We start from the raw sequence: 22570 nt of genomic DNA on the forward strand, positions 1-22570 counted from the left end.
AGGGAATGGCCCTGGTCCCGGAGGGAATGGCCCTGGTCCCGGAGGGAATGGCCCTGGTCCCGGAGGGAATGGCCCTGGTCCCGGAGGGAATGGCCCTGGCCCCGGAGGGAACGGCCCTGGTCCCGGAGGGAATGGCCCTGGTCCCGGAGGGAATGGCCCTGGCCCCGGTCCAGGCGGGAATAGTCCCGGGCCGCCGCCAGGCATTCCGGGCATCAGCATGCGCGGGCCGCCACAGCCGCAGTCTTGCCCTGCGCGGGAAGACGGAGATGGCGGGACATAAATCTGCACTTGCTCATTGGTGAAACCGTAAGTATCGTTCATGCGATAGGTCAGACTCCTTTGCACGTCGAGTTAGGCATTTAACTATCCTACTTCATGTTATGCGGCGAATGCCTATCCTTGTGCATAGTTTTACTGGAAAGCTGGAAAACAACCAAGCGTAAACGGCTGTCACCGTCCTCTGGCGGCAAAGCTGCCGTTTCGCGGGTGAAATATAAGCCCATTATAAGGGGGGAATTATAATCGGCTTATATAAAAAAAGCGGAGCCTCCAAGTGGAGACTCCGCTTTAAACGGCAAGCTGTATTATTTAACAGCTGCTTCGTAACGTTTGCCAACTTCAGCCCAGTTTACAACGTTCCAGAACGCTGCAATGTAGTCAGGGCGTTTGTTTTGGTAGTTCAGGTAGTAAGCATGCTCCCAAACGTCCAGACCAAGAAGCGGTGTTTCGCCTTCCATGATCGGGCTGTCTTGGTTCGGCAGGCTTGCAACTTTAAGCTTGCCGTCTTTCACGGAAAGCCATGCCCAGCCGCTTCCGAAGCGGGTAGCAGCAGCTTTTGCAAAGTCAGCTTTGAATGTATCGAAGCCGCCCAGCTCGCTATCAATCGCAGCTGCCAGTGCGCCAGTTGGAGCGCCGCCAGCGTCAGGACCGATTGTTTCCCAGAACAGGCTGTGGTTAGCATGTCCACCGCCATTGTTGCGAACCGCTGTACGGATCGCTTCAGGTACGCTAGCCAGATCAGCAATCAAATCCTCAATGGATTTGCCTTGCAGCTCAGGAGCGGACTCCAAAGCAGCGTTCAGGTTTGTTACATAAGCGTTGTGGTGACGGTCGTGATGGATTTCCATCGTCAGAGCGTCGATGTGGGGCTCAAGAGCGTTATTAGCATACGGAAGTGCTGGTAATTGATGTGCCATAATATAAACAGCCTCCTAAAATTAGAATATGTAAATTACTCTTCTTATTATCCCCTATCCAATCACATAAATCAACATTGATGTTTCAAAAGTCGAATTTTAATAGATAAGGTAGACTTAAGTAGCATGTCATATTGTTAAAGTAATTATGCATAAGCGGGAGAAAAACCAATCAAATGCACGAAAATCGGCTAAAACTTTATGTAAGCGCTTAATTTAAAGCGTTTTCAGTCATAATTCGCTAAATTCTTAGATTTTTTTAAACAAATTTTAAAATTTTGTGAAGGAAAACGATAGAAGATGTAGTATAATGATTAAATTGCAGCACAATGACATGGTATAGAGGTGTGTATCGATAATGAATGTTCGTTCCTTCCAATTATCAGATTACAGGTTGCTAACGGCTCTTCTTGCGGATGTATTAACTGAAGAATGTTACGAGCAAACAATGGAAGCTTTTGCGCGTCAATTGTCATGGGATAGCGAGCTTGTTCTCGTCGCTCTCTATGAGTCGGAAGTTGTAGGTGTCATTATCGGTACGATTGATAATAACACGGGCTACTATTATCGTGTTGCGGTTCATGCGGACCATCAGCGTCAAGGAATTGGCAAAGCGCTTATCGAGTCTTTGCGCCTAAGATTCCAACAACGCCAAGTAAAGAAAATTTTAATTACAGCTGATGAGCATAATGAAGCCGTTTTGCCGCTTTATGAATCGCTGGGCTATGTGTCCAAAGATTTTTTCCGCTCTTTCCAACAGCTAAGTATTATAGCAGGTTAGGACAAGCCTCTGGCTGTCCAATAACCGTTTGCAGGGCATATCTGCATCGCCATTGCTTTTGGCGATGGGATATGCTTTTCTATTTTATAAAGAGGGCTATTTAAGCGCTGCGCTTAGCGCCTGCAAGAAGGAGAACAACATGGATCCCTATCAGCATTGCGTCATCAGGAGCTCCAAGCACGATGGCAGCATCCACCGCATTTGGCAGCATAATTGGCTTATTCCGGCACCTCTGCTCATTCCGCAGCATGCCGCACTTGGCTTTAAGGTGACGATCAACTTTGAGACACCCATTGTGGAGGCCAGCGGCAAGGTTTGGATGAGCCAGGTGCCTGCGGTTTCTTTTTTTCTGCCCGGACAGTGGTATAATGTGGTTGCGCTGCTTGAGGAAGGCGGTATTCGCTATTACTGCAATCTCGCTTCACCATTTGCTTGGGATAGTGAGCTGCTCACCTATATCGACTACGATTTGGATGTCATCCGACTGCCAGACGGCAGCCGAGAGGTTGTAGATGAGGATGAGTTCGAGCTTCATAAAGCGAAGTACGACTACCCGCGAGATGTGCAGGAGCATGTGCTGCAAGGGCTGGATGAGCTGCTTTTGCGGATGGACGAGCAAGCTGTTCCTTTTGATGACGAAGTGATTATCGCTTATTATGAAACATGGCGCACAAGCTTATAGGGCGGAGGCGGTTAAGGAATGGATAGATTTTCATTTGACGGCGGCAGCAGCGGCGAAGCTGAAGGACAGGAGCAGCTTGGAGCGCTTAAGCGCCCGGGCTGGTCGAAGGAGCTTTGGGAATGGGTAAAAACCGTTGGCATATCGTTCATTCTCGTTACAGTGCTGCATCTGTTTGTGTTTAATCTTTCGACCGTAGAGGGACATTCCATGGAGCCTACCTTGCAGGAGAAGGAATGGCTGTTTGTAAATAAATTCGTTTATTTGATCGGTACGCCCAAAATCGGCGATGTCGTTATTTTGGAGGACCCCTCTGCGTTTGGCAAAGAGCAGGAGCTGCTGGTAAAACGCGTCGTGGGCTTGCCAGGGGACCAAATTGAAATTTCGGACAAGCATTTGTATCGCAATGGCGAGCTTGTGGACGAACCGTATATTGATACGGACATTGAGGATTTGGACATGATGCCGCTCACCGTTGAGGCAGGCAGTTATTATGTGATGGGCGACAACCGTCATGCGCGGGCGAGCAAGGACAGCCGGATGTTTGGAACGGTTCCGCTTTCAGCGATTGAGGGCAAGGCGCAGTTTATCGTATGGCCATACAAACAAATAAAGTCGTTATAGATTTAATTAAAGCGTTTATAGACCCAGCCATAGTGATTGGAGAACGGCGAATCAAACATCAGGCTTAAGCTTATGGGAGGTGAAGGGATGGAGGAACGAGCGTATTACGCTGCATTGAAAAAAGAAATGAAAGCCGCCGCGCGCAGCCTCGGCATCGACAAAATTGGCGTCGCTTCTGCTGATCCGTTCACCACCTTGAAGCAGCGGCTTATTTCGCACCGTGAGCTTGGCTACGAGTCTGGTTTCGAAGAGCCGGACCTTGACAAGCGTACCAATCCGGCGCTGTTGTTTGACCAGCCGCAATCGATTATCGCCATCGCGATCGCTTATCCCTCCAAGCTCCATCAACCACCTAAATCGGAGCCGGGAGCGAGAAGGGGCATTTTGTCCCGCTCGGCTTGGGGCGAGGATTATCATAAGGTGCTGAGGAACAGGCTTGGGCGGCTTGAAGCTTGGCTCGTAGAGCGCGTACCGGGCTTTCGGGCTGAAAGCATGGTCGATACTGGAGCTTTATCCGATCGGGCCGTTGCCGAGCGCGCTGGACTAGGCTGGAGCGCCAAAAACTGTGCAATATTGTCCGAGGATCTTGGCTCGTGGATCTACCTTGGCGAAATGATTACGAATTTGCCGCTGGAGCCAGATGAGGAAGTGACCGATGGCTGCGGCGAATGCACCAAATGCATTGATGCTTGCCCGACGGATGCGCTCGTGGGCCCAGGCCAGCTTAATTCGAGCCGCTGCATTTCGTTTATTACTCAGACGAAAGGTTTTGTAGAAGACGGCTACATGCGAAAAATCGGCAACCGCCTGTACGGCTGCGACACATGCCAGACAGTATGTCCGGTAAACCGGGGCAAAAACTGGACGCATCAGCCAGAGCTTCAGCCGGATCATGAGCTGGTTAAGCCGCTGCTTACCCCACTGCTGACGATTGGCAATAAAGAATTTCAACGTCTATATGCGAGCAGCTCTTCTGCTTGGAGGGGCAAAAAGCCCATTCAGCGCAATGCCGTTATTGCGCTGGGCAATTTTAAAGATCCCAGTGCAGTTCCGGACCTCATTCAAGTGCTGCGCCAGGATGTCCGCCCGGTTATGCGGGGAACGGCAGCATGGTCGCTGGGCCGCATTGGCGGCGCAGAGGCAGAGGAAGCGATCCGGCAGGCATTGCTGCAGGAGGCGGATGATGACGCGCGGCGCTATATGGAGCAGGCGCTGCATTCGCTAGCAGAAGGAGCCGATACGGTCCCTCGTTGATCCAGCCGCCGCCTGCGTTTGGCGGCTGCTGGAATAGGGTACGCCGTTTGCGCTTCCAACGTTTGCGAATGTCAAGTTTACATGCTATTATAGGGGTCATTATAGACAAGTTTAAGTCGGGAAAGGGTCAGGTGAGTTGCTTTTTATGTGGAGTTACATTATTCCGATTGTGACATTAATCGTGGGGGCAGTCGGTGGGTTTTTCATCGGCGTATTCTACTTGCGCAAACAGCTAGAGAAAATGCAAAGCGATCCAGAAATGATTCAAAAGATGGCGAAGCAAATGGGCTATAATCTGAATAAGCAGCAGATGACGCGTGCCCAGAACATGATGAAAAACCAGAACCAGAATATGAACAAAAATCAGAAGATGCCGCGCAGATAACGGCATCAGCTGTTGATTAGCGAAAAAGAGGGTGGTCCGCATGGCGGGAAAGAAAGATTACGTCAACTCTAAAGTCATTCAGAACCGGGAGCAGATTGAATTTCATGTGAAGGAAATTTTGAAGCTTGTTGGCGAGAATGTGGAAAGGGAAGGGCTGCTGGAGACGCCTGCACGCGTCACCCGCATGTATGAAGAGATTTTCGCAGGTTATGAGGTTGATCCGAGCGAGGTGCTAGGCGTTACGTTCGATGAACAGCATGAAGAGCTGGTTATTGTAAAAGATATTATCTATTACAGCCAGTGCGAGCATCATATGGCGCCATTTTTCGGCAAAGCACATATTGGTTACATTCCAAGCGGCAAGATTGCTGGCCTCAGCAAGCTGGCTCGCCTAGTAGAAGCCGTTACAAGACGCTTGCAAGTACAGGAGCGGATAACGAGCCAAATCGCGGATATTTTAGACAAGGAATTGCAGCCGCATGGCGTTATGGTCGTCGTGGAAGGCGAGCATTTGTGCATGTGCTCCCGCGGGGTGAAGAAGCCTGGCAGCATGACGGTGACGTCGGCGGTGCGCGGAGAGTTCCGTTCCAATCCGGCTCTGCGCTCCGAATTTTTAGCTTTGCTCAAGTCCTAATTTTTTTCGTAGTAGCGATTGGATAACCAAAGACCGCTCCACAGGCCAGTGTGCATCATGCGCCAGCTTGTGGAGCGGTTTTTTTTGATCGAAAAATGTTGGGCTTGCAAAAAAGGGGGAACCATTATAAGATTAAGTCACTAACTTGCAATACAAGTTAGTTCTTTTTTTAATCCGCTACCTTGCTTTGCAATATAGTGGGATGGCTGCGAAATGGAGGTTTGATCGTGTCTAGTCAATTGGTTAGAGGGGTACTGGAAGGATGTCTGCTGGCAGTTATAGCTGAGGAGGAGACATATGGGTATGAAATTATGGAGAAGCTCGCCGTAAATGGCTTCGTGTTCGCTAAGGAAGGCAGCATATATCCACTCTTGCTTCGATTGGAGAAAGAGCAGATTATAACGAGTACGCAGCGGCCCTCTGCATCTGGGCCAAACCGCAAATATTATCGTCTGACCCCGGAAGGGGAGCAGCAGCTTGAGCTGTTTCGCGGCAAATGGAAAGAGCTAAGTGTCGCAGTAAACCAAATTTTAGGAAATGAAGGTGTGTAGGATGCTGAATCCACGAAATGAAACGTTATTAAACGAAATGAAGTTTTACGTTCGCAGCAGCTCTGTTTCTGACAAGAAAGCCAGTGAAATACTTATGGAGCTGGAGGACCATTTATTAACGGCCCAACAAGATGGGAAATCGTTCGAGCAGGTTTTTGGGCAAAATCCTAAGTCCTATTGTGATGAAATCATTCGGGAATTGCCTAAGCCAACAAAGCGGGAGCAGCTTGAAACGTATGCCCTCTTGCTTCCTTTATTGCTTTTATGGCGTTTTATAATGGGCTTCACTGGGGAATTGATTATTCCGTTATATGAAACCATCGCTTATATCATTTTATCCTCTGCATTGGCTTGTGGGCTGTTGATCGCGTTAAGAAAGGGAGCTTTCATGCCGAAGCGCCAATCCGTTTGGATTACTTGTGCAATAAGTCTGGTTACTCTGGGAGCGTATTTTGGATTCGTTGTGTTTGCTCATCGTCTTCTGCCCGCTCAGCCGCAGCTCGTGTTTCATGGGGGTTATGCTTATGGGATAGCCTCGGTCAGCTTGATCATTATTTTGATCTCCTTGTTTGGGCCGCTATTGAAAAAGAAAAAATAGAACGTGCTTGCAATAATCCTCAAGTTCTCATATAGATCTGGAAGGACACACTCCATAAGACTTGAATGTTTTCGCTGGCTAGGCGAAAGGCATTCGGGTCTTTTTTGTTTTTTTAGGCATCCCAAGCGGTGGGCTGGAACTGCTCCTAGATGATGGAACAATTTGTACTATTATCCCTAAAAAAGGAATGGCTTAAGTAGGGGTTGTACGAAAAAAACGTCAAAAAAGTCATTAAAGTGACAGTAAAGAAGTCATTTAAAGGACTAGTGCCACCTGAATTTGATCCTATAAAATGGTATTAGACCCTCGTATTAGTTTATACAGTGGGGAGGGCGACGGAATAGAAGCGGGAGGAGGAGAGAACAGAGACAATGCCAATACGAAGCAAGTGGCAGTGAAAAAGATGAGAGGAGTTGTTGGTTTTGAGTAAAAACCGCAAAATGCGGATCAAATGGGTGCTCGTTCAGGCGCTTGCAATCGCACTGCTGCTAGGAAGCGTGCCATTGCAGCCAATCTCGAGCGTCCAGGCGGCAGGTAATTATAATTATGCAGAGGCATTGCAGAAAGCGATTTATTTTTATGAGACTCAGCGTTCAGGACCGCTTCCGGACACGAACCGTGTCGAATGGCGTGGCGATTCCGGTTTGCTCGACGGAGCCGATCATGGCGTCGATTTGACAGGCGGCTGGTATGATGCTGGGGATCATGTGAAATTTGGGCTTCCGATGGCTTTTTCAGCTACTATGCTGGCATGGTCGGTTTATGAATATAAGGAAGGCTATGAGCAGGCTGGCCAGTTGAACGAGATTTTGGACAATTTGAAGTGGGCTACCGATTATTTTGTGAGAGCGCATACAGCGCCTAATGAGCTTTGGGGGCAGGTTGGAGCCGGCAATGCCGATCATGCTTGGTGGGGACCAGCAGAAGTGATGCAAATGGCGCGTCCTTCTTTTAAAATCACGGAAACCTGCCGTGGCTCGGACTTGGCAGGAGAGACGGCGGCGGCACTCGCTTCCTCCTCTATCGTGTTTAAGCAATCAGATCCGGCTTATTCTGCGCTTCTGCTCCAGCACGCGAAGGAGCTTTACAGTTTTGCAGACACATACCGGGGCAAATACTCAGATTGTATTACCGATGTTGCTTCTTTCTACAATTCGTGGAGCGGATATAAAGATGAGCTGACTTGGGCAGCAACTTGGCTGTATCTGGCAACAGAGGATAACGCTTATTTGAATAAAGCCATTCAATCCGCTTATGACTGGGATACAGACAGCTCAAGCAACACTTGGGCTTACAAATGGACAATCGGCTGGGATGACAAGCGTTATGGCGCGCAATTGCTGCTCGCCCGGATTACGTCTGAGCTTGGCAGACCAGAGGCGAGTGACTTTATCGCATCGACTGAGCGCAATTTGAACTATTGGACCGTTGGAACAAACGGATCGCGAATTACGTATTCGCCGGGCGGCCTGGCATGGCTGGATTCATGGGGCTCCCTGCGCTATGCGGCGAATGCTTCTTTCCTGGCATTTGTATATTCGGATTTTGTAGCGGACCCAGTCAAAAAAGCGCGCTATAACGATTTTGCCGTTAGCCAGATTAAATATATGCTTGGCGATAATCCGCGTAACAGCAGCTACGTGGTCGGTTATGGCGTAAATGCACCGGAGCACCCGCATCATCGTACTTCACACAGCTCGTGGACGGACAGCCTAAGCAACCCGACCTCGCACCGTCATACGCTTTATGGCGCATTGGTTGGCGGACCGAATGCATCGGATCAATACACCGATTCCATAACCGACTACGTCAGCAATGAGGTAGCGACGGACTACAACGCAGGCTTTACGGCTTCCCTTGCAAAAATGAACCTGCTATACGGCGCAGGCCAGCAGCCGCTTGCAAACTTCCCTCCGGCCGAAACGAAGGCCGATGAAATGTTTGTAGAAGCGCAAGTGAATCAGTCCAGCTCGAATTTTACTGAAATCAAAGCTTTCCTGAATAATCAATCGGCATGGCCCGCCCGTATGGGAGACAAATTGTCCTTCCGCTACTTCATTGATTTAAGTGAGGTATATGCGGCTGGCTACACCGCAGCTAATGTAAGTGTCACTGCCAACTATAATCAAGGCGCAGCCGTTAGCCTGAAGCCATTTGACGAGGCAAATCACATTTATTATGTGCTGGCGGACTTTACAGGCACGAAAATCTACCCTGGCGGCCAACCGCATTTCCGCAAGGAAATCCAGTTCCGTATTTCCGGTCCTCAAGGGGCATGGAATCCGGCCAATGACTATTCTTACGCAGGGCTTACATCCAGTCAAACGGTGAAGACGGCGAAAATCCCGGTATACGATGCAGGAACGCTCGTATTTGGGCAAACACCTGATGGAGGAGGCGTAACACCAACTCCTACACCATCTGCGACACCAACACCGACACCGACACCGACGCCAACGCCGACACCAACACCAACACCGACACCGTCGTCGACGCCAACACCAACGACGACGCCAAGTCCGACGCCACAGCCGACGCAGACTCCGGCTGATGGCCTGAAGGTACAGTACCGAGCAGCTGATACGAATGCCACGAACAATGCGATGATGCCGCAGTTTGAAATTTTCAACAACGGTTCAAGCGCTGTAGCTATGAATACGCTTAAGCTTCGCTATTACTTCACAGCTGATGGCACGCAGTCTCATCAGTTCTGGAGCGATTATGCACAGATCGGCAGCAGCAATGTGCAGGCCGCATTCGTGACGATGAGCACGCCGACTACGACGGCAGATACGTATTTGGAGCTCACCTTTACGACAGCTGCAGGCTCGATCAGCGCAGGCGGCAGCAGCGGTCAAATTCAAGGCCGCATTTCAAAAACAGACTGGTCGAATTTAAACGAAGCGAATGACTATTCCTTCGATGCAACAAAAACATCATTCGTCGATTGGAGCAAGGTGACGCTTTACCAGAACGGAACGCTTGTATGGGGAATCGAACCTTAGTAATAGAAGTTAGCTGCTATTCCAAATTAGGGAGGTAAGAAGATATGAAACCGATATTTACGTTGAAAGCTTCGAAAAAAGTAACGGGACTCGTCCTATCAACAACGCTGCTCGTCACGCTGTCCACCGGACTTTGGGGCTCTACGCCCAAAGTATCCGCGGCTGCTGCTGCGGCAGTCAGCATTGAGCAGTCGCGCTTCCTGCAAATGTACGACCAGATCAAAAATCCGGCGAACGGTTATTTTTCACCGGAAGGCATTCCTTATCACTCCATTGAGACGCTGATTAGTGAAGCGCCGGATTACGGTCATATGAGTACTTCCGAGGCTTACAGCTACTGGCTATGGCTGGAGACGCTGTATGGCCACTATACGCAGGACTGGAGCCATTTGGAAGCAGCCTGGGACAATATGGAGAAGTATATCATTCCAGTCAATGAAGGAGACGGCAAGGAAGAGCAGCCGACGATGAGCTTTTACAATCCGAACAGCCCAGCGACGTATGCAGATGAAAAGCCGTTCCCGGATCAATATCCGGTGCAGCTTTCCGGCAAATATGCCGCGGGCAAAGATCCGCTGGATGCCGAGCTGAAAGCGACGTACGGCAACAACCAAACGTATTTGATGCATTGGTTGATCGACGTTGACAATTGGTACAATTATGGGAATCTTCTAAACCCAACGCATACATCTACTTACGTTAATACGTTCCAGCGCGGCGAGCAGGAGTCGGTGTGGGAGGCAATCCCGCATCCATCTCAGGACAATCAGACCTTCGGCAAAACAGGCGAAGGCTTCATGTCCCTCTTCACGAAGGAAAATCAGGCGCCTGCTAAGCAGTGGCGCTACACGAATGCGACGGATGCGGACGGCCGCGCCGTACAAGTGATGTATTGGGCGAAGGAGCTTGGCTACAACAATACCGCTTACTTGAATAAAGCGAAAAAGATGGGCGATTATCTCCGTTACGGCATGTATGATAAATACTTCCAAAAAATTGGAAGCGCTAGCGGCGGAACGCCAACTCCGGGAACGGGCAAGGATGCCAGCTCGTATTTGATGGCATGGTATACGTCGTGGGGCGGCGGCTTGGAGCAAGGCGCTGGAAACTGGGCTTGGCGTATCGGCGCAAGCCATGCGCACCAGGCTTACCAAAACCCGGTTGCCGCATATGCGCTTTCAACTCAGGATGGCGGACTTATCCCTTCGTCTGCGACGGCACAGACGGACTGGAACGCATCGCTTAAACGCCAGCTGGAATTTTATACGTGGCTGCAATCGTCTGAAGGCGCAATGGGCGGTGGTGCAACGAACAGCTGGAATGGCCAATATTCCGCTTACCCGGCAGGCGTGAGCAAATTCTACGGCATGGCTTATGATGAAGCTCCGGTTTATCATGATCCGGATTCGAACACTTGGTTTGGCTTCCAAGTATGGCCGCTTGAGCGCGTAGCTGAGCTGTATTATATTTTGGCTGAAAATGGCGACCTTAGCTCGGAAAACTTCCAAATGGCGAAAACCGTTATCCAGAAGTGGGTGGACTGGACATTGGATTATGTATTCGTTGATGAGCGTCCGGTTACTGACGCTGACGGCTACTATTTGAATGCGCAAGGCCAGCGTATACTGGGCGGAACCAATGTGAACGTAGCGACTGTAGCTGCGCCAGGCGAGTTCTGGATTCCGGGAGGCCAAGAGTGGAATGGCCAGCCGGATACATGGAATGGCTTTAGCTCCTACACAGGCAATCCGACCTACCATGCGACTACGATTAATCCGAGCCAGGACGTTGGCGCGCTCGGCACTTACGTTAAAGCACTCGCGTTCTTCGCAGCGGGTACGCAGGCAGAGACGGGAAGCCTGACGCCGCTGGCAGCCGAAGCGAAGGAAATGGCTGGGAAGCTCCTTGATACGGCTTGGACTTTCAATGATGGCGTTGGTATCGTCACAGAAGAGCAGCGTGCAGATTACAACCGCTACTTCACGAAGGAAATTTACTTCCCGAGCGGATGGACGGGGACGTTTGGCCAAGGCAACGCGCTTCCGGGCAGCGGTGCAGTAGCCTCCGATCCGGCAAAAGGCGGCAATGGCGTCTATATCGGCTACGCTGATTTGCGTCCACTGATTCAGCAGGATCCGCAATGGTCGTACTTGTCCAATCTATACAACACGTCGTGGAACAATACGACGCAAACATGGGATAACGGCGTACCGACGTTCAAGTACCACCGTTTCTGGTCGCAGGTAGATATTGCAACGGCTTATGCCGAGTATGACCGTTTGCTGGGTACGCCAGCAGCTCCAACCGTTCCTGGCGCTCCGGCGACACTGACAGGAACAGCTGGCAATGCACAGGCGAGCCTGAGCTGGAGCACGACGCCTGGCGCAACGAGCTACAATGTGAAGCGCGCTGCAACAACGGGCGGGCCATACACGACAGTAGCGACTGCGGTTAGCGGCACAAGCTACAGCGATACAAGTGTTACGAATGGCACAACCTATTATTATGTGGTTACTGCCGTAAATGCAGTAGGCGAATCCGTGAACTCGGCACAGGTGGCGGTTACGCCTACTGCACCGGGCGCCGTCGTACCTGGTGCATTCACCGTGACAGGTACTGCAGGCAATGCATCAGCGGCACTGTCTTGGACAGCAGCTTCTGGAGCAGACTTCTATAATGTCGAGCGTTCCTCGGGAGGCAGCGCATTTGCATCTGTAGCTACTGGCCTGACAACGACGGCATACACGGATGCGAGTGCCGTGAATGGCACCAATTATACGTACCGAATTGTTGCTGAAAATGCTGCTGGAACGACGCTGTCCAACACGGTAGCCGTGACGCCTGTCGCACCTCCAGTCGGCGGCAATCTCAAGGTCCAGTATAGAGCGGCTGATACGAATGCTACGAACAATGCGATGATGGCGCACTTTAATATTTTGAACGATGGCACGACTGCAGTAGACTTGAGCACGCTGAAAATCCGCTACTACTTCACGGCGGACGGCACGCAGCAGCATAGCTTCTGGAGCGACTATGCGCAAGTGGGCAGCAGCAATGTGCATGCCTCCTTCGTGACTATGAATTCGCCGACTGCAACAGCTGATACGTATATGGAAATCAGCTTCACAGCTGCAGCAGGCTCCATTGCAGCGGGTGGCACAAGCGGCCAAATCCAGACGCGTGTCTCCAAAAATGATTGGTCGAATTTGAATGAGGCCAATGACTATTCCTTCGATGCGACTAAAACTTCGCTCGTCGATTGGAATAAAGTAACGCTTTACCAAAACGGCACGCTTGTATGGGGCATTGAGCCTTAGAAAATGCAGCAGCGGCCAAGTAAATAATTTGCCGGAAGGGAAGAGGAGTCGTGCTGGGTGAATATGCCTTGCGCGGCCCTCTTTTCTTTATGGAAAAACCCTCTCAGGCAATTGAGAAAATATTGTGTTAATATCCATAATTTGATAAGATTAAATTGGAAAACTTTTGGAAGGAAGCGATGCATTCAAGCGATAGTCGGCTTGTGCGAAGCAGGCCGCTGCAATAAACATTTCAAAGCGCAAAGGAGGGTGTTTATCATGTATCGCCTTCTCGTGGTAGATGATGAAGCTTATGCTTTGAAAAGTATCATGGAGACGGTAAATTGGAGATCGCTCGGAATAAGCGAAGTGTATGGAGCGATGGATGTAGAAGAGGCGCGAATCATCTTTTGCGACCAGCGGATTGATGTTGTTATCTGCGATATCGAAATGCCGGGTGAAAATGGATTGGAGCTGCTCGAATGGCTGAACCAGGAGCAATTTTCGGCCAGCGTCATTTTTGTTACGGGGCATGATCGCTTCGAATATGTCCAGGCGGCGCTGCGTGCAGGCTGCTTCGATTATATGCTCAAGCCTGTCAGACATGAGCTGCTGCTGGAAACGGTAGCACGCTCGCTGCGCAAGCTGGAGCAGGATCGGGAGCATAATTTGCTGAAACGGCGAATGGGCAAGTTTGAGAAGGTGCTGCGCCATCACAAGCAGGAGCTGGTCGAGCGCTTCTGGAACGATGTGCTTTATCCTGCGGGGAAAACGCCGAATAATGAAGCGCTGCTTAGCCAATTGTCCTTAATGGAGCCGGATGCAGCAGATAGCGGCGAGTTTATGCTGGTGCTCGTCAGCATCTCCGGCTGGAAAGCGCGTTTTGGCATAAAGGATGAAGAAATATTGGAGTACGCGGTCATGAACCGTGCAGAGGAAACCGTGCTGGAAAATTGGCCAGGCGCTGTTCTCAAGAGCCGCAATGGCGAGCTGTTCATCGTCGTCTACCATGCACAGGAGCAGGGGAGAAGCATTGCCGAGTTGCGCAGGCGATGCATGGGGCTGGTCGAAGATTGCGGGGTTTATTTTTACAGCCGGGTAAAATGCTATATCAGCTTGCCAGGTGCACTATGTACTCTCGGTAGCCGCAGCGCCTCCTTGCTTAAACTGGAGCGGGAGTGCGCGGGTGACATGAAGGACGTATGGGTTGAGGGCGAGCAAGCGCACCAGATGCCGGAGCAGCTGTTTGGCCGCAAGGATTGGCCTGCGGAAATTGCCTTGCTGCTGCAGAAGGGCCGCCATGCGGAGCTGTATCAGGCTGTCGATGAATGGTTCGCTTCCTACGACAAGGAAAATCCACTTTCAAAAGAAGATTTGAAAGCGCTCTATTATCATTTGCTGTCGTCTCTCTATCAATCCTTCAATCAAAGCGGCATCTCAATTGGGTACGTTATTGACGCGATCAACGTCAAACGGGAAGGAAGTGCGCCGTGCACGAAGTCGCTTGCCCATTTGCGCCTGTGGACGAGGCAGGTCATTGAGATGGCCATTGAGCATGCGGCGAATCAGAAGGAGAGCGAGCCGACTATAGTAGAGCAAATCGAGCAATACGTAAAGTCGCGAATGTCCGAGGAGGTCAGCCGGGAGGAAATCGCCTCGCTGCTGCATTTTAACCCTGCGTATTTATCCCGATTGTTCAAAAAGGAGACAGGCTCGTCGCTAACGGATTATATCGTAAGCCAGCGTATGGAATACGCGAAGAAGCTGCTCAGCCAATCGGATCTGAAGGTGAGCGATGTGGCGGAAATTACGGGCTATAGCAATTTTTCTTATTTTTCACGGCTGTTCAAAAAGCAGGAAGGCTATTCGCCGATTGAGTTTCGCAAGCGCTACAAAGGTGAGGCGGGAATTTGAGCTGCGGTAACGGTTCATCGTAAAAGTTATATGCATAGCAAATGCCCCGCTGCTGGAAAAGCTCCAGTGTGCGGGGCATTTGCTTTGCGGCATGCCGCTGGGTTTAGGCGCTGGCTGCTGCCGGATCAGCTTGATCAGCGAGCACCTGCTGGTTGACTTGGCTGAGGAAAAGCGCGGCGCGCTGAATGTATTCGCTCGGATGCTCGCGGAACAGCATTTCATGCTGTCCTTGCTGCACGATCCACGAGCGGGACAATGGATTCGTCTGTTTGTCTGCGATATGCTCAGCCGTCGTGTATGGCGACTTCACATCCTGCGTGCCATGTATAATATAAATCGGAATATCGTAGCTCGTATTCATCATTTGCTCGGCCGGCACGGAATCGATGCCTACTCCTGTCCATAGCGGAAGCAGTGCTCCGATCAATGCTTCAGACGGAAAACGCGGCAGGTTCACAACTTGACTGACATTGTTGAACAGCGAGTCAGCGCTTGGCACGAACAGGCTGTCAAGAATCATACCATTAATATCTTTGGATTGCAGTGCAGCTTGCATGGCGGTTCCTGCCCCCATCGAGAAGCCCCAGATGATCACTTCCTTGGAGCCTTGCTCCTTCACATATTGAACGGCGGCGAGCAATTGCTGGGATTCTTCCAAACCGCCGGTTGCTGCCGTTTTGTCAGTAGCAGAGGCGTAGCCGTAATCAAAAAGCATAACATTATAATGAAGGCCATTAAGCAGCTTCGTTAAATCATACATCGGTACCCAAGTTTCTTCACGGTTAGCGCCGTAGCCATGGCTGAACACGATCGTGCGTGCAGCTGGCTCGCTGTTCGAATCATCGCTGTAGGCCGGCACGTACCAGCCGCTGACGTTGGTTTTGCCGCTGATGCTTGGAATGAGCACGTCCTCGTAATCAAGCCCGATTGCAGCCTTTGGATTGGAAGTGAGCGGAGCGACGTAGGGATAGGCGAGCATCCAAGCCACATAGGCGTGGAAGATAACGACGACGATCATGCATAAAGCTAGCAGTGAGGCAATAAGGGCAACCAATGCGTGCAACCTCCTGGTTTTTGCGCTCGGGCGTGGCAGTTGGAGCTTATCCAGAGAAGGGAAAGGGTGCAGTCCCTGGGGGAAGGTTCCCTCCATTGAAACAGATGTCATCATTGTTGTGCTCATACCCTTCTCCTCCTCTCGAACTATGTAAACGCTTCTCATTTCTAGTACTTTAATCGTATGCGGAGCGGGAGTGCCTGTCAATTGATGTCGACGTATTGTTAAGGTGTTGTAATGCTTTTGTAATCAAAGGATCTTTTCTTTACGATTAAGCCTTCGATGAGTTATACTGTGTGAGAATGAGTTTCACTTAATGAAACGAGGGAGGTGTGGCACATCATGGCGGAGGAAGGGAAATCAACCGTACGCGCAGTCGAACGAGCGCTGGATATTTTGATCTGTTTTACAGCGGGAAAGGATCTGGTTATGACGGAAATCGCCGAGCGGACAGGGCTTCATAAGAGCACAGTCCATCGGATGCTGGCCACCCTTGAAGATAAAGGCTTTATAGAGCGCGACCTGGTAACGGAGCGTTACCGGCTTGGCATGCGAGTATGGGAGCTGTCTGCACATTTATCCCGCACCGATGATCCAGCGGTCATATGGCAGCCGGAGATGGAGCGTCTGCGAGATAAGTTGGGCGAGACCGTAAGCATTTACGTACGCGACGGTTCGGAGCGGATTCGCATTCAGGCCGTGCAGAGCAATCAGCCTGTGCGCCGGGTGGCGCCAATCGGAGCGAGGCTGCCGCTTTACGCAGGGGCATCCAGCAAGGTGCTGATCGCTTACGCCGATCCGCTCGTGCGGGAAGAGATTTTTGGCGATCCGTCGTGGCTGTTTACGATTGATCTCGATCAATATAAGATGCAGCTTGCGGACATTACGGAGCAGGGCTATGCGACGAGCTTTGAGGAGCGGGAGCCTGGCGCAGCCGCGTTTTCCGCGCCGATATTTGGACGGGAAGGCAAGCTTGTCGCAGCCTTATCCGTATCCGGTCCGGCAAGCCGCATGACGATGGATAAAATGCGTGATGCCGCTCCTATTTTGCTGGAAGCGTCCAAGCGGATGAGCACGATGATGAAATAGCGTTCAGCAAGGCAGCTGCATGCTTGCATGCTGAACGGATGAATAGAAAAGCAGCGCCCGCTTCACTTGAGGAAAAGTGAAGCGGGCGCTGCTTTTTTTAATTCCTTTTGGAAATAATGGGGGGAGGAGGTTTGAAGATGACGTATGTGGAAATTTTGATCCGGACGATTGTCGCAGTAGGACTGCTGCTGCTCATTCCCCGGATTCTCGGAAAGCAGACTCTTTCGAATATGACGTTTAACGATTTTGTAACCAGCATTACGCTGGGCTCTCTGGCGGCGAATTTGGCGTTTAATGCCACCCTGAAACCCACATACATCGTGCTGTCGCTGGTTGTGATTACAGCTATGTCTTTCCTGCTTTCTCTGATCGCTCTCAAAAGCCGAAAGATGCGCAGCTGGATCTCGGGTTCCCCTACCGTGTTGATAGAAAACGGCAAAGTCATGGAAACCAACATGCGTAAAATTCGCTATACCTTGGATTCGCTGAACCAAGCGCTAAGGGAAAGGGGCGTTTTTAATATTGAAGAGGTGGAGTATGCCTTGCTCGAAGACAATGGCAGAATCTCTATACTGAAAAAGGATGCATACCGGCTTATCACCAAGCAGGATATGGGGCTTTCGCTGCAAGCGCAGGCTTTTCCGGTGGAGCTGATTATGGATGGCATGGTGGTGGAGGCTAATCTTAAGCTGCACGGGCTGACCCGAGAGTGGCTGGAAAAAGCGTTGGGGCAGAAGCATAGGGGGAAAACGCTGGCCGATGTGTTCTACGCCGTAAGAGGCACGCAGCAGCAGCTCATCTTCGATTTCTACGAGGATGGCATTAAGCAGCCTCTGGATCAGGAGTAGAAAAGAGACTCAGCAGCGGTCAGTGAATGGGGAACGAGCAGGCCAGACTGCTTCATTATGTTCGACGCGTTTCCGGCGATTTCTGCTTCGCTGTATGTGCGAAAGTGAAGCTTGAGGCTTGAGGTCGGATATTTTCCCGTGCCCCTAAAACAAAAAGCAGCGATTCTCCCGTTAAGGGGAAATCGCTGCTTTTCTGAATTTCTGCGAATCAAGGGAAAGCTTAGGCTTCCTACATGTTAGCAATCATTTGACGAAGCACGGTTTGCAAAATACCGCCATTACGGTAGTAGTCTACATCAACCATGGAGTCCAGACGAACGATAGCTTGGAATTCAAATGCTGTGCCGTCTTCACGGGTTGCTGTTACAGTAACCGTCTCGCCCGCTGTCACATCATTGGACAGTCCAGTAATATCGAACGTTTCGCGACCTGTAATACCAAGCGTTTTCCAGCCGTGGCCTTCTTGGAATTGCAGTGGCAGTACGCCCATGCCTACCAGGTTGGAACGGTGAATACGCTCGAAGCTTTCAGCAATAACGGCTTTTACGCCGAGCAGGAATGTACCTTTTGCCGCCCAGTCACGGGAGCTTCCTGTGCCGTATTCTTTACCAGCGATAACGACAAGGTTTTTGCCGGATTTTTGATACTTCATGGAAGCATCGTAGATCGACATGACTTCGTCAGTTGGCAGGTAAGTCGTTACGCCGCCCTCAGTGCCCGGAGCCACTTGGTTACGGATACGGATGTTGGCGAATGTACCGCGCATCATTACTTCGTGGTTACCACGACGCGAGCCGTACGAGTTGAAATCTTCTCTTTTTACGCCATTTTCGATCAAATATTCGCCGCCTGGGCTATCTGCTTTAATGTTGCCGGCAGGGGAGATATGGTCAGTTGTAACCGAGTCGCCCATAAGCGCAAGCACATTTGCAGAATGGATGTCGGCAATGTCGTTAAGCTCCGTACCAAGGTTTTCAAAGAATGGCGGATTTTGAATGTAAGTGGATTTTGGATCCCACTCGTAGCTTTCGCCTTCTGGTACGTCGATTGCATTCCAACGATCATTTTGCGTAAATACATTTTCATATTTATCACGGAACATTTGCGGATTAAGCGCAGCCGCAGTTGCTTCCTGAATTTCTTTCGAAGTTGGCCAAATATCTTTCAGATAGACCGGGTTGTTGTCTTTGTCATAGCCAATTGCATCCTTGGAAAGGTCGATGTTAACCGTTCCTGCAAGCGCATATGCAACAACAAGCGGAGGAGAAGCCAAATAGTTCGCTTTCACCTGAGCATGAACACGGCCTTCAAAGTTACGGTTACCGGACAATACAGCCGCTACCGTCATGTCGTTGTCAGCAATGGCTTGGCCTACTTCATCAGGAAGCGGACCGGAGTTGCCGATGCAAGTTGCGCAGCCGTAACCTGCAACGTGGAAACCAAGCGCTTCAAGCGGCTCCATCAGGTTCGCTTTCTTCAAGTACTCCGTTACGACGAGCGAGCCCGGCGTCAGGGAGCTTTTCACATATGCTGGCTTGGTTAGTCCGAGAGCTACTGCTTTCTTCGCTACAAGGCCTGCACCGAGCATAACGCTAGGGTTGGAGGTGTTCGTACAGCTTGTGATAGCCGCGATAACAACAGCGCCAGTGCCCATTTTGCTAGCTTGGCCGTTCGGGTGCTTCACGTCAACGAGCTGCTCGATCTTCTCATCTGACATGCCGTATCCGCCTTTATCGATTGGCGTGCGGATGATGTTGTTGAACTCATCTTTCATTGCTGTCAGCTCAACGCGGTCTTGAGGACGCTTAGGACCAGCAAGGGAAGGAACAACAGTCGACATATCAAGCTCAATCACATCGGAGAAGACAGGATCTGGCGTCTCATCTGTGCGGAACATATCTTGTGCTTTGTAATAAGCTTCAACCAGAGCGATTTGCTCTTCTGTACGGCCAGTTGCACGCATGAAGTTAAGCGTCTCGCTGTCGACTGGGAAGAAGCCAACGGTTGCGCCGTACTCAGGAGCCATGTTGGCAACCGTTGCACGGTCAGCAAGGCTGATGTTGGACAGGCCGGGACCGAAATACTCGACGAATTTGCCGACAACGCCTTTTTTACGAAGAATTTGCGTAACAGTCAGCGCAAGGTCAGTCGCCGTAGCGCCTTCTGCCAAGCTGCCAGTCAATTTGAAGCCGATAACTTCAGGTGTTACAAAATAAAGCGGTTGGCCCAGCATGCCTGCCTCAGCCTCGATACCGCCAACGCCCCAGCCGACTACGCCAAGACCGTTGATCATTGTTGTATGGGAATCCGTACCAACGAGGGAATCCGGGAAAACAACCGTTTCGCCATCGATGACTTTTGTAGCAGCTACAGATGCAAGGTACTCCAGGTTAACTTGGTGAACGATACCTGTTCCCGGTGGTACAGCGCGGAAGTTATCGAACGCCGTTTGGGCCCAGCGCAGGAAGCGGTAACGCTCTTCATTGCGCTCAAATTCTACCTTGGTGTTGTATTCAAGCGCGTCCGCGTTGCCGAATGCATCAACCATGATCGAGTGGTCGATTACGAGGTCAACCGGTACGAGCGGATTGATTTTTTTAGGGTCGCCGCCAGCGCGTTTAACCGTATCACGCATAGCTGCCAGATCGACTACGACGGGAACGCCCGTGAAATCCTGCAATACGATACGTGCAGGAATAAACGGAATTTCTTTGTCCTCGCGTCCATCTGCCCATGTTGTCAGCTGCTTCACATGCTCAGGCGTAATGGCGCGGCCGTCGAATTGACGTACAGCAGCCTCGAGCAGGACTTTGATGGAGAAAGGAAGCTTGGAAATCTTTCCAAGGCCTTGCTCTTCCAGGCCGGACAAACGGTAATACGCAAAGGATTTGCCGTTTACGTCAAGCGAGGTGCGAACGGAGTAATGATTTTGTTGAGACATGGTTCAAGTTCCTCCTTAGGTGGCTTTACTTTTGAAAAAGAAAAGGAAATATTCTTCAGTGGGTGTTTCGCTCTGTGAAACACGATTTCAAATTTGCTATGCTTCTAGTATATCGCTAAATAGGGGCTCTCGTAAAGTCCAATTGTACCCGCTTTCTCGAATATTGGCGCCCATTTTAGGCATTTAGGCTGATGGACGAATGTAACCTCCATCCGCAAGGCTTGTTTTAACCTAATAATGGATTATTATGCGAGCTTTTGGCTAGAGCCTCATGTTTGGAGGAATGTGAACATATAAATAAAATGATTAGGCGCTCCGCACCCTTGCCTGGCGTCCGCCGCAGCACGTGCGGATTTAAAGCTTGCTTTTTAGGAGGGAAAGCCGATGTCCTTGCGATCAGACAAACAAACGGCAGGCCGCCGTGCAGGCAAGCAGGAGCGGCAGCCGCTGCTGAACCTGTCCGCCTTTCAGCCGCGCTCCGCCCAGCGGCACGCGCAGCAGCATGCTCAAGAGGGAACGACGAAAGGCGGAGCTCAGCAGGAGAAGCACCAGAATCAGCAGAAGCCAGAGACAGCCGCTGCTGAGCATTCGCGAATGGCTGCTTCTTCCATGACCTCGCTCATGCGCTCAGGCGATTCGCCGCCGCTGCTTGGAGAGGAAGAGCAAGGCTGGAAGCCTGCCGTGCATCAGTATGTAAGCCTGTACAATCAGGCGGAAACCGAGCAGCATGCAGCAGCGGTAGATGGCTTCGTCGCGGATAAGGATCATTGCGGCAGGCTCCGCGGCAGGCTGAACCGGCTGCGCGAGCGGGATTTGCTGCGCGGCGTCCTGCCTTCGCGCAGCGAGACGAAGGCGGAGCTGGTCAGGGTGCAGGAGTCTGGTACAGAAGCGTCCGTGCTCATTCGGCTGCATATTAAGCGGCAGATTGAGCATAGAGGATTGCGTTATATAGAAGAGCGGAAAGAAGTGGAGCGGCTATGGCTGGCTGCTGCTGGCGAACGCTGGCACATCGTTCGCATTGAGCCGATCATTGCGGAACGGCGTCCACGCTTCGAGCATGCTTTTCAGGATCAAAATTCGGTTGGAGAGGAAGAGCAGCAGCAGGAAGAAGAGCATTTCCGTCTTCGCTCGGTGCCCTACTTGAATTATGACCTGTTTGCAGCATTCCAGCCCCAAAGCGCCCGCGCGCTGTATCGGCGCGATTTGGCCGCCGCTTATGCCGACCGTTGGTGGAATGTACCAAACCCTGCATATGAGGAGTTTGAGGTCAATTGTACAAATTACATCTCCCAGTCGGTCTTTGCAGGCAATGCTCCGATGAATTATACTGGTAACAGGGGCAGCGGCTGGTGGTACAAAGGCCGTAACGGAGGCAGGGAATGGTGGAGCTACAGCTGGTCGGTGTCGAATGCGCTGACGAACTACTTATCCACTCCCCGGCAGTCAGGACTTCGAGCCAGAGTCGTTGACTCGGCTGAAGAGCTCCAGCTTGGCGATGTGATCACTTATGACTGGAACGGAGACAACCGTTTTCAGCACAGCACGATTGTAACGGCTTTCGATGCAGCGGGTATGCCGCTTGTTAATGCGAATACTGTACCCAGCCGCCATCGCTACTGGGACTATCGCGATTCTTATGCCTGGACGGAACAGACCAGGTACCGTTTTTTTCATATTGAAGATCAATTATAAGTTATTATTTATTATTTTACCGGAGGATA

At 51.0% G+C, this 22570-nt stretch carries 18 protein-coding genes; 15 read left to right on the top strand and 3 right to left on the bottom strand.

Annotation, left to right across the window (positions count from 1 at the left end):
- The coding region (locus AC50Y5_RS04745) for a hypothetical protein (RefSeq protein ID WP_494858828.1) at positions 1 to 280 on the top strand (280 nt) is incomplete at its 5' end.
- 304 nt (positions 281 to 584) lie between these two features.
- Here AC50Y5_RS04745 and AC50Y5_RS04750 read toward each other — a convergent pair.
- Positions 585 to 1196 (bottom strand): superoxide dismutase, encoded by a 612-nt coding sequence (locus AC50Y5_RS04750; RefSeq protein WP_056030892.1) that lies wholly within the window; start codon positions 1194 to 1196, stop codon positions 585 to 587.
- Positions 1197 to 1554: 358 nt separating this feature from the next.
- On the opposite strand from AC50Y5_RS04750, the gene AC50Y5_RS04755 reads away from it, so the two are divergent.
- The 11 genes from AC50Y5_RS04755 to AC50Y5_RS04805 all read left to right on the top strand — a co-directional run bounded on the left by AC50Y5_RS04755 (position 1555) and on the right by AC50Y5_RS04805 (position 14917).
- On the top strand, positions 1555 to 1977 hold the full coding sequence (locus AC50Y5_RS04755) for a GNAT family N-acetyltransferase (protein WP_046232160.1): 423 nt from the start codon (positions 1555 to 1557) through the stop codon (positions 1975 to 1977).
- A 139-nt stretch (positions 1978 to 2116) separates the two neighbouring features.
- The gene (locus AC50Y5_RS04760) at positions 2117 to 2659 is read left to right on the top strand and encodes a DUF402 domain-containing protein (protein WP_056032884.1); all 543 of its coding nucleotides are present in this window, start codon (positions 2117 to 2119) and stop codon (positions 2657 to 2659) included.
- 18 nt (positions 2660 to 2677) lie between these two features.
- On the top strand, positions 2678 to 3280 hold the full coding sequence (lepB, locus tag AC50Y5_RS04765) for a signal peptidase I (protein ID WP_056030889.1): 603 nt from the start codon (positions 2678 to 2680) through the stop codon (positions 3278 to 3280).
- Between the two features lie 87 nt (positions 3281 to 3367).
- Positions 3368 to 4534 (top strand): tRNA epoxyqueuosine(34) reductase QueG, encoded by a 1167-nt coding sequence (gene queG / locus AC50Y5_RS04770; protein WP_056030887.1) that lies wholly within the window; start codon positions 3368 to 3370, stop codon positions 4532 to 4534.
- A 145-nt stretch (positions 4535 to 4679) separates the two neighbouring features.
- Positions 4680 to 4919: a YneF family protein gene (locus AC50Y5_RS04775; protein WP_046232156.1), complete on the top strand. Its 240-nt coding sequence runs from the start codon at positions 4680 to 4682 to the stop codon at positions 4917 to 4919.
- A gap of 40 nt (positions 4920 to 4959) precedes the next feature.
- Positions 4960 to 5553, top strand: coding sequence for a GTP cyclohydrolase I FolE (folE, locus tag AC50Y5_RS04780; RefSeq protein ID WP_056030885.1), 594 nt, complete (start codon positions 4960 to 4962; stop codon positions 5551 to 5553).
- Positions 5554 to 5777: 224 nt separating this feature from the next.
- Positions 5778 to 6104 (top strand): PadR family transcriptional regulator, encoded by a 327-nt coding sequence (locus AC50Y5_RS04785; RefSeq protein ID WP_056032881.1) that lies wholly within the window; start codon positions 5778 to 5780, stop codon positions 6102 to 6104.
- Position 6105: 1 nt separating this feature from the next.
- Entirely contained in the window at positions 6106 to 6702 is a 597-nt protein-coding gene (locus AC50Y5_RS04790; protein WP_056030884.1) for a DUF1129 family protein, read from the top strand.
- A gap of 440 nt (positions 6703 to 7142) precedes the next feature.
- Positions 7143 to 9707, top strand: a complete 2565-nt coding sequence (locus tag AC50Y5_RS04795; protein ID WP_056032878.1) for a glycoside hydrolase family 9 protein — start codon at positions 7143 to 7145, stop codon at positions 9705 to 9707.
- 44 nt (positions 9708 to 9751) lie between these two features.
- Positions 9752 to 13024: a glycoside hydrolase family 48 protein gene (locus AC50Y5_RS04800; protein ID WP_056030882.1), complete on the top strand. Its 3273-nt coding sequence runs from the start codon at positions 9752 to 9754 to the stop codon at positions 13022 to 13024.
- 258 nt (positions 13025 to 13282) lie between these two features.
- A complete protein-coding gene (locus tag AC50Y5_RS04805; RefSeq protein WP_056030878.1) occupies positions 13283 to 14917 on the top strand; it encodes a response regulator in 1635 nt (544 codons plus the stop codon).
- A gap of 103 nt (positions 14918 to 15020) precedes the next feature.
- Here the strand turns inward: AC50Y5_RS04805 and AC50Y5_RS04810 are convergent, their stop codons facing one another.
- Positions 15021 to 15971: an alpha/beta hydrolase gene (locus AC50Y5_RS04810; RefSeq protein ID WP_494858837.1), complete on the bottom strand. Its 951-nt coding sequence runs from the start codon at positions 15969 to 15971 to the stop codon at positions 15021 to 15023.
- 342 nt (positions 15972 to 16313) lie between these two features.
- On the opposite strand from AC50Y5_RS04810, the gene AC50Y5_RS04815 reads away from it, so the two are divergent.
- Positions 16314 to 17060, top strand: coding sequence for an IclR family transcriptional regulator (locus AC50Y5_RS04815; RefSeq protein ID WP_056030872.1), 747 nt, complete (start codon positions 16314 to 16316; stop codon positions 17058 to 17060).
- Positions 17061 to 17197: 137 nt separating this feature from the next.
- The gene (locus AC50Y5_RS04820) at positions 17198 to 17908 is read left to right on the top strand and encodes a DUF421 domain-containing protein (RefSeq protein ID WP_056030868.1); all 711 of its coding nucleotides are present in this window, start codon (positions 17198 to 17200) and stop codon (positions 17906 to 17908) included.
- Positions 17909 to 18137: 229 nt separating this feature from the next.
- Here AC50Y5_RS04820 and acnA read toward each other — a convergent pair whose 3' ends face one another.
- On the bottom strand, positions 18138 to 20849 hold the full coding sequence (acnA, locus tag AC50Y5_RS04825; protein ID WP_056030865.1) for an aconitate hydratase AcnA: 2712 nt from the start codon (positions 20847 to 20849) through the stop codon (positions 18138 to 18140).
- Between the two features lie 384 nt (positions 20850 to 21233).
- Here acnA and AC50Y5_RS04830 point away from each other — a divergent pair, with 384 nt between their 5' ends.
- Positions 21234 to 22541: an amidase domain-containing protein gene (locus AC50Y5_RS04830; RefSeq protein ID WP_327204897.1), complete on the top strand. Its 1308-nt coding sequence runs from the start codon at positions 21234 to 21236 to the stop codon at positions 22539 to 22541.
- Positions 22542 to 22570: the final 29 nt, after the last annotated feature.

The organism is Paenibacillus sp. JT22N7 (genome assembly GCF_059383875.1).

Excerpts from the sequence above, each read along its gene's own strand:
- AC50Y5_RS04750 (WP_056030892.1), bottom strand. The coding sequence starts at position 1,196 with ATGGCACATCAATTACCAGCACTTCCGTATGCTAATAACGCTCTTGAG.
- AC50Y5_RS04755 (WP_046232160.1), top strand. The coding sequence starts at position 1,555 with ATGAATGTTCGTTCCTTCCAATTATCAGATTACAGGTTGCTAACGGCT.
- AC50Y5_RS04760 (WP_056032884.1), top strand. The coding sequence starts at position 2,117 with ATGGATCCCTATCAGCATTGCGTCATCAGGAGCTCCAAGCACGATGGC.
- lepB (WP_056030889.1), top strand. The coding sequence starts at position 2,678 with ATGGATAGATTTTCATTTGACGGCGGCAGCAGCGGCGAAGCTGAAGGA.
- queG (WP_056030887.1), top strand. The coding sequence starts at position 3,368 with ATGGAGGAACGAGCGTATTACGCTGCATTGAAAAAAGAAATGAAAGCC.
- AC50Y5_RS04775 (WP_046232156.1), top strand. The coding sequence starts at position 4,680 with ATGTGGAGTTACATTATTCCGATTGTGACATTAATCGTGGGGGCAGTC.
- folE (WP_056030885.1), top strand. The coding sequence starts at position 4,960 with ATGGCGGGAAAGAAAGATTACGTCAACTCTAAAGTCATTCAGAACCGG.
- AC50Y5_RS04790 (WP_056030884.1), top strand. The coding sequence starts at position 6,106 with ATGCTGAATCCACGAAATGAAACGTTATTAAACGAAATGAAGTTTTAC.
- AC50Y5_RS04795 (WP_056032878.1), top strand. The coding sequence starts at position 7,143 with ATGCGGATCAAATGGGTGCTCGTTCAGGCGCTTGCAATCGCACTGCTG.
- AC50Y5_RS04800 (WP_056030882.1), top strand. The coding sequence starts at position 9,752 with ATGAAACCGATATTTACGTTGAAAGCTTCGAAAAAAGTAACGGGACTC.
- AC50Y5_RS04805 (WP_056030878.1), top strand. The coding sequence starts at position 13,283 with ATGTATCGCCTTCTCGTGGTAGATGATGAAGCTTATGCTTTGAAAAGT.
- AC50Y5_RS04815 (WP_056030872.1), top strand. The coding sequence starts at position 16,314 with ATGGCGGAGGAAGGGAAATCAACCGTACGCGCAGTCGAACGAGCGCTG.
- AC50Y5_RS04820 (WP_056030868.1), top strand. The coding sequence starts at position 17,198 with ATGACGTATGTGGAAATTTTGATCCGGACGATTGTCGCAGTAGGACTG.
- acnA (WP_056030865.1), bottom strand. The coding sequence starts at position 20,849 with ATGTCTCAACAAAATCATTACTCCGTTCGCACCTCGCTTGACGTAAAC.
- AC50Y5_RS04830 (WP_327204897.1), top strand. The coding sequence starts at position 21,234 with ATGTCCTTGCGATCAGACAAACAAACGGCAGGCCGCCGTGCAGGCAAG.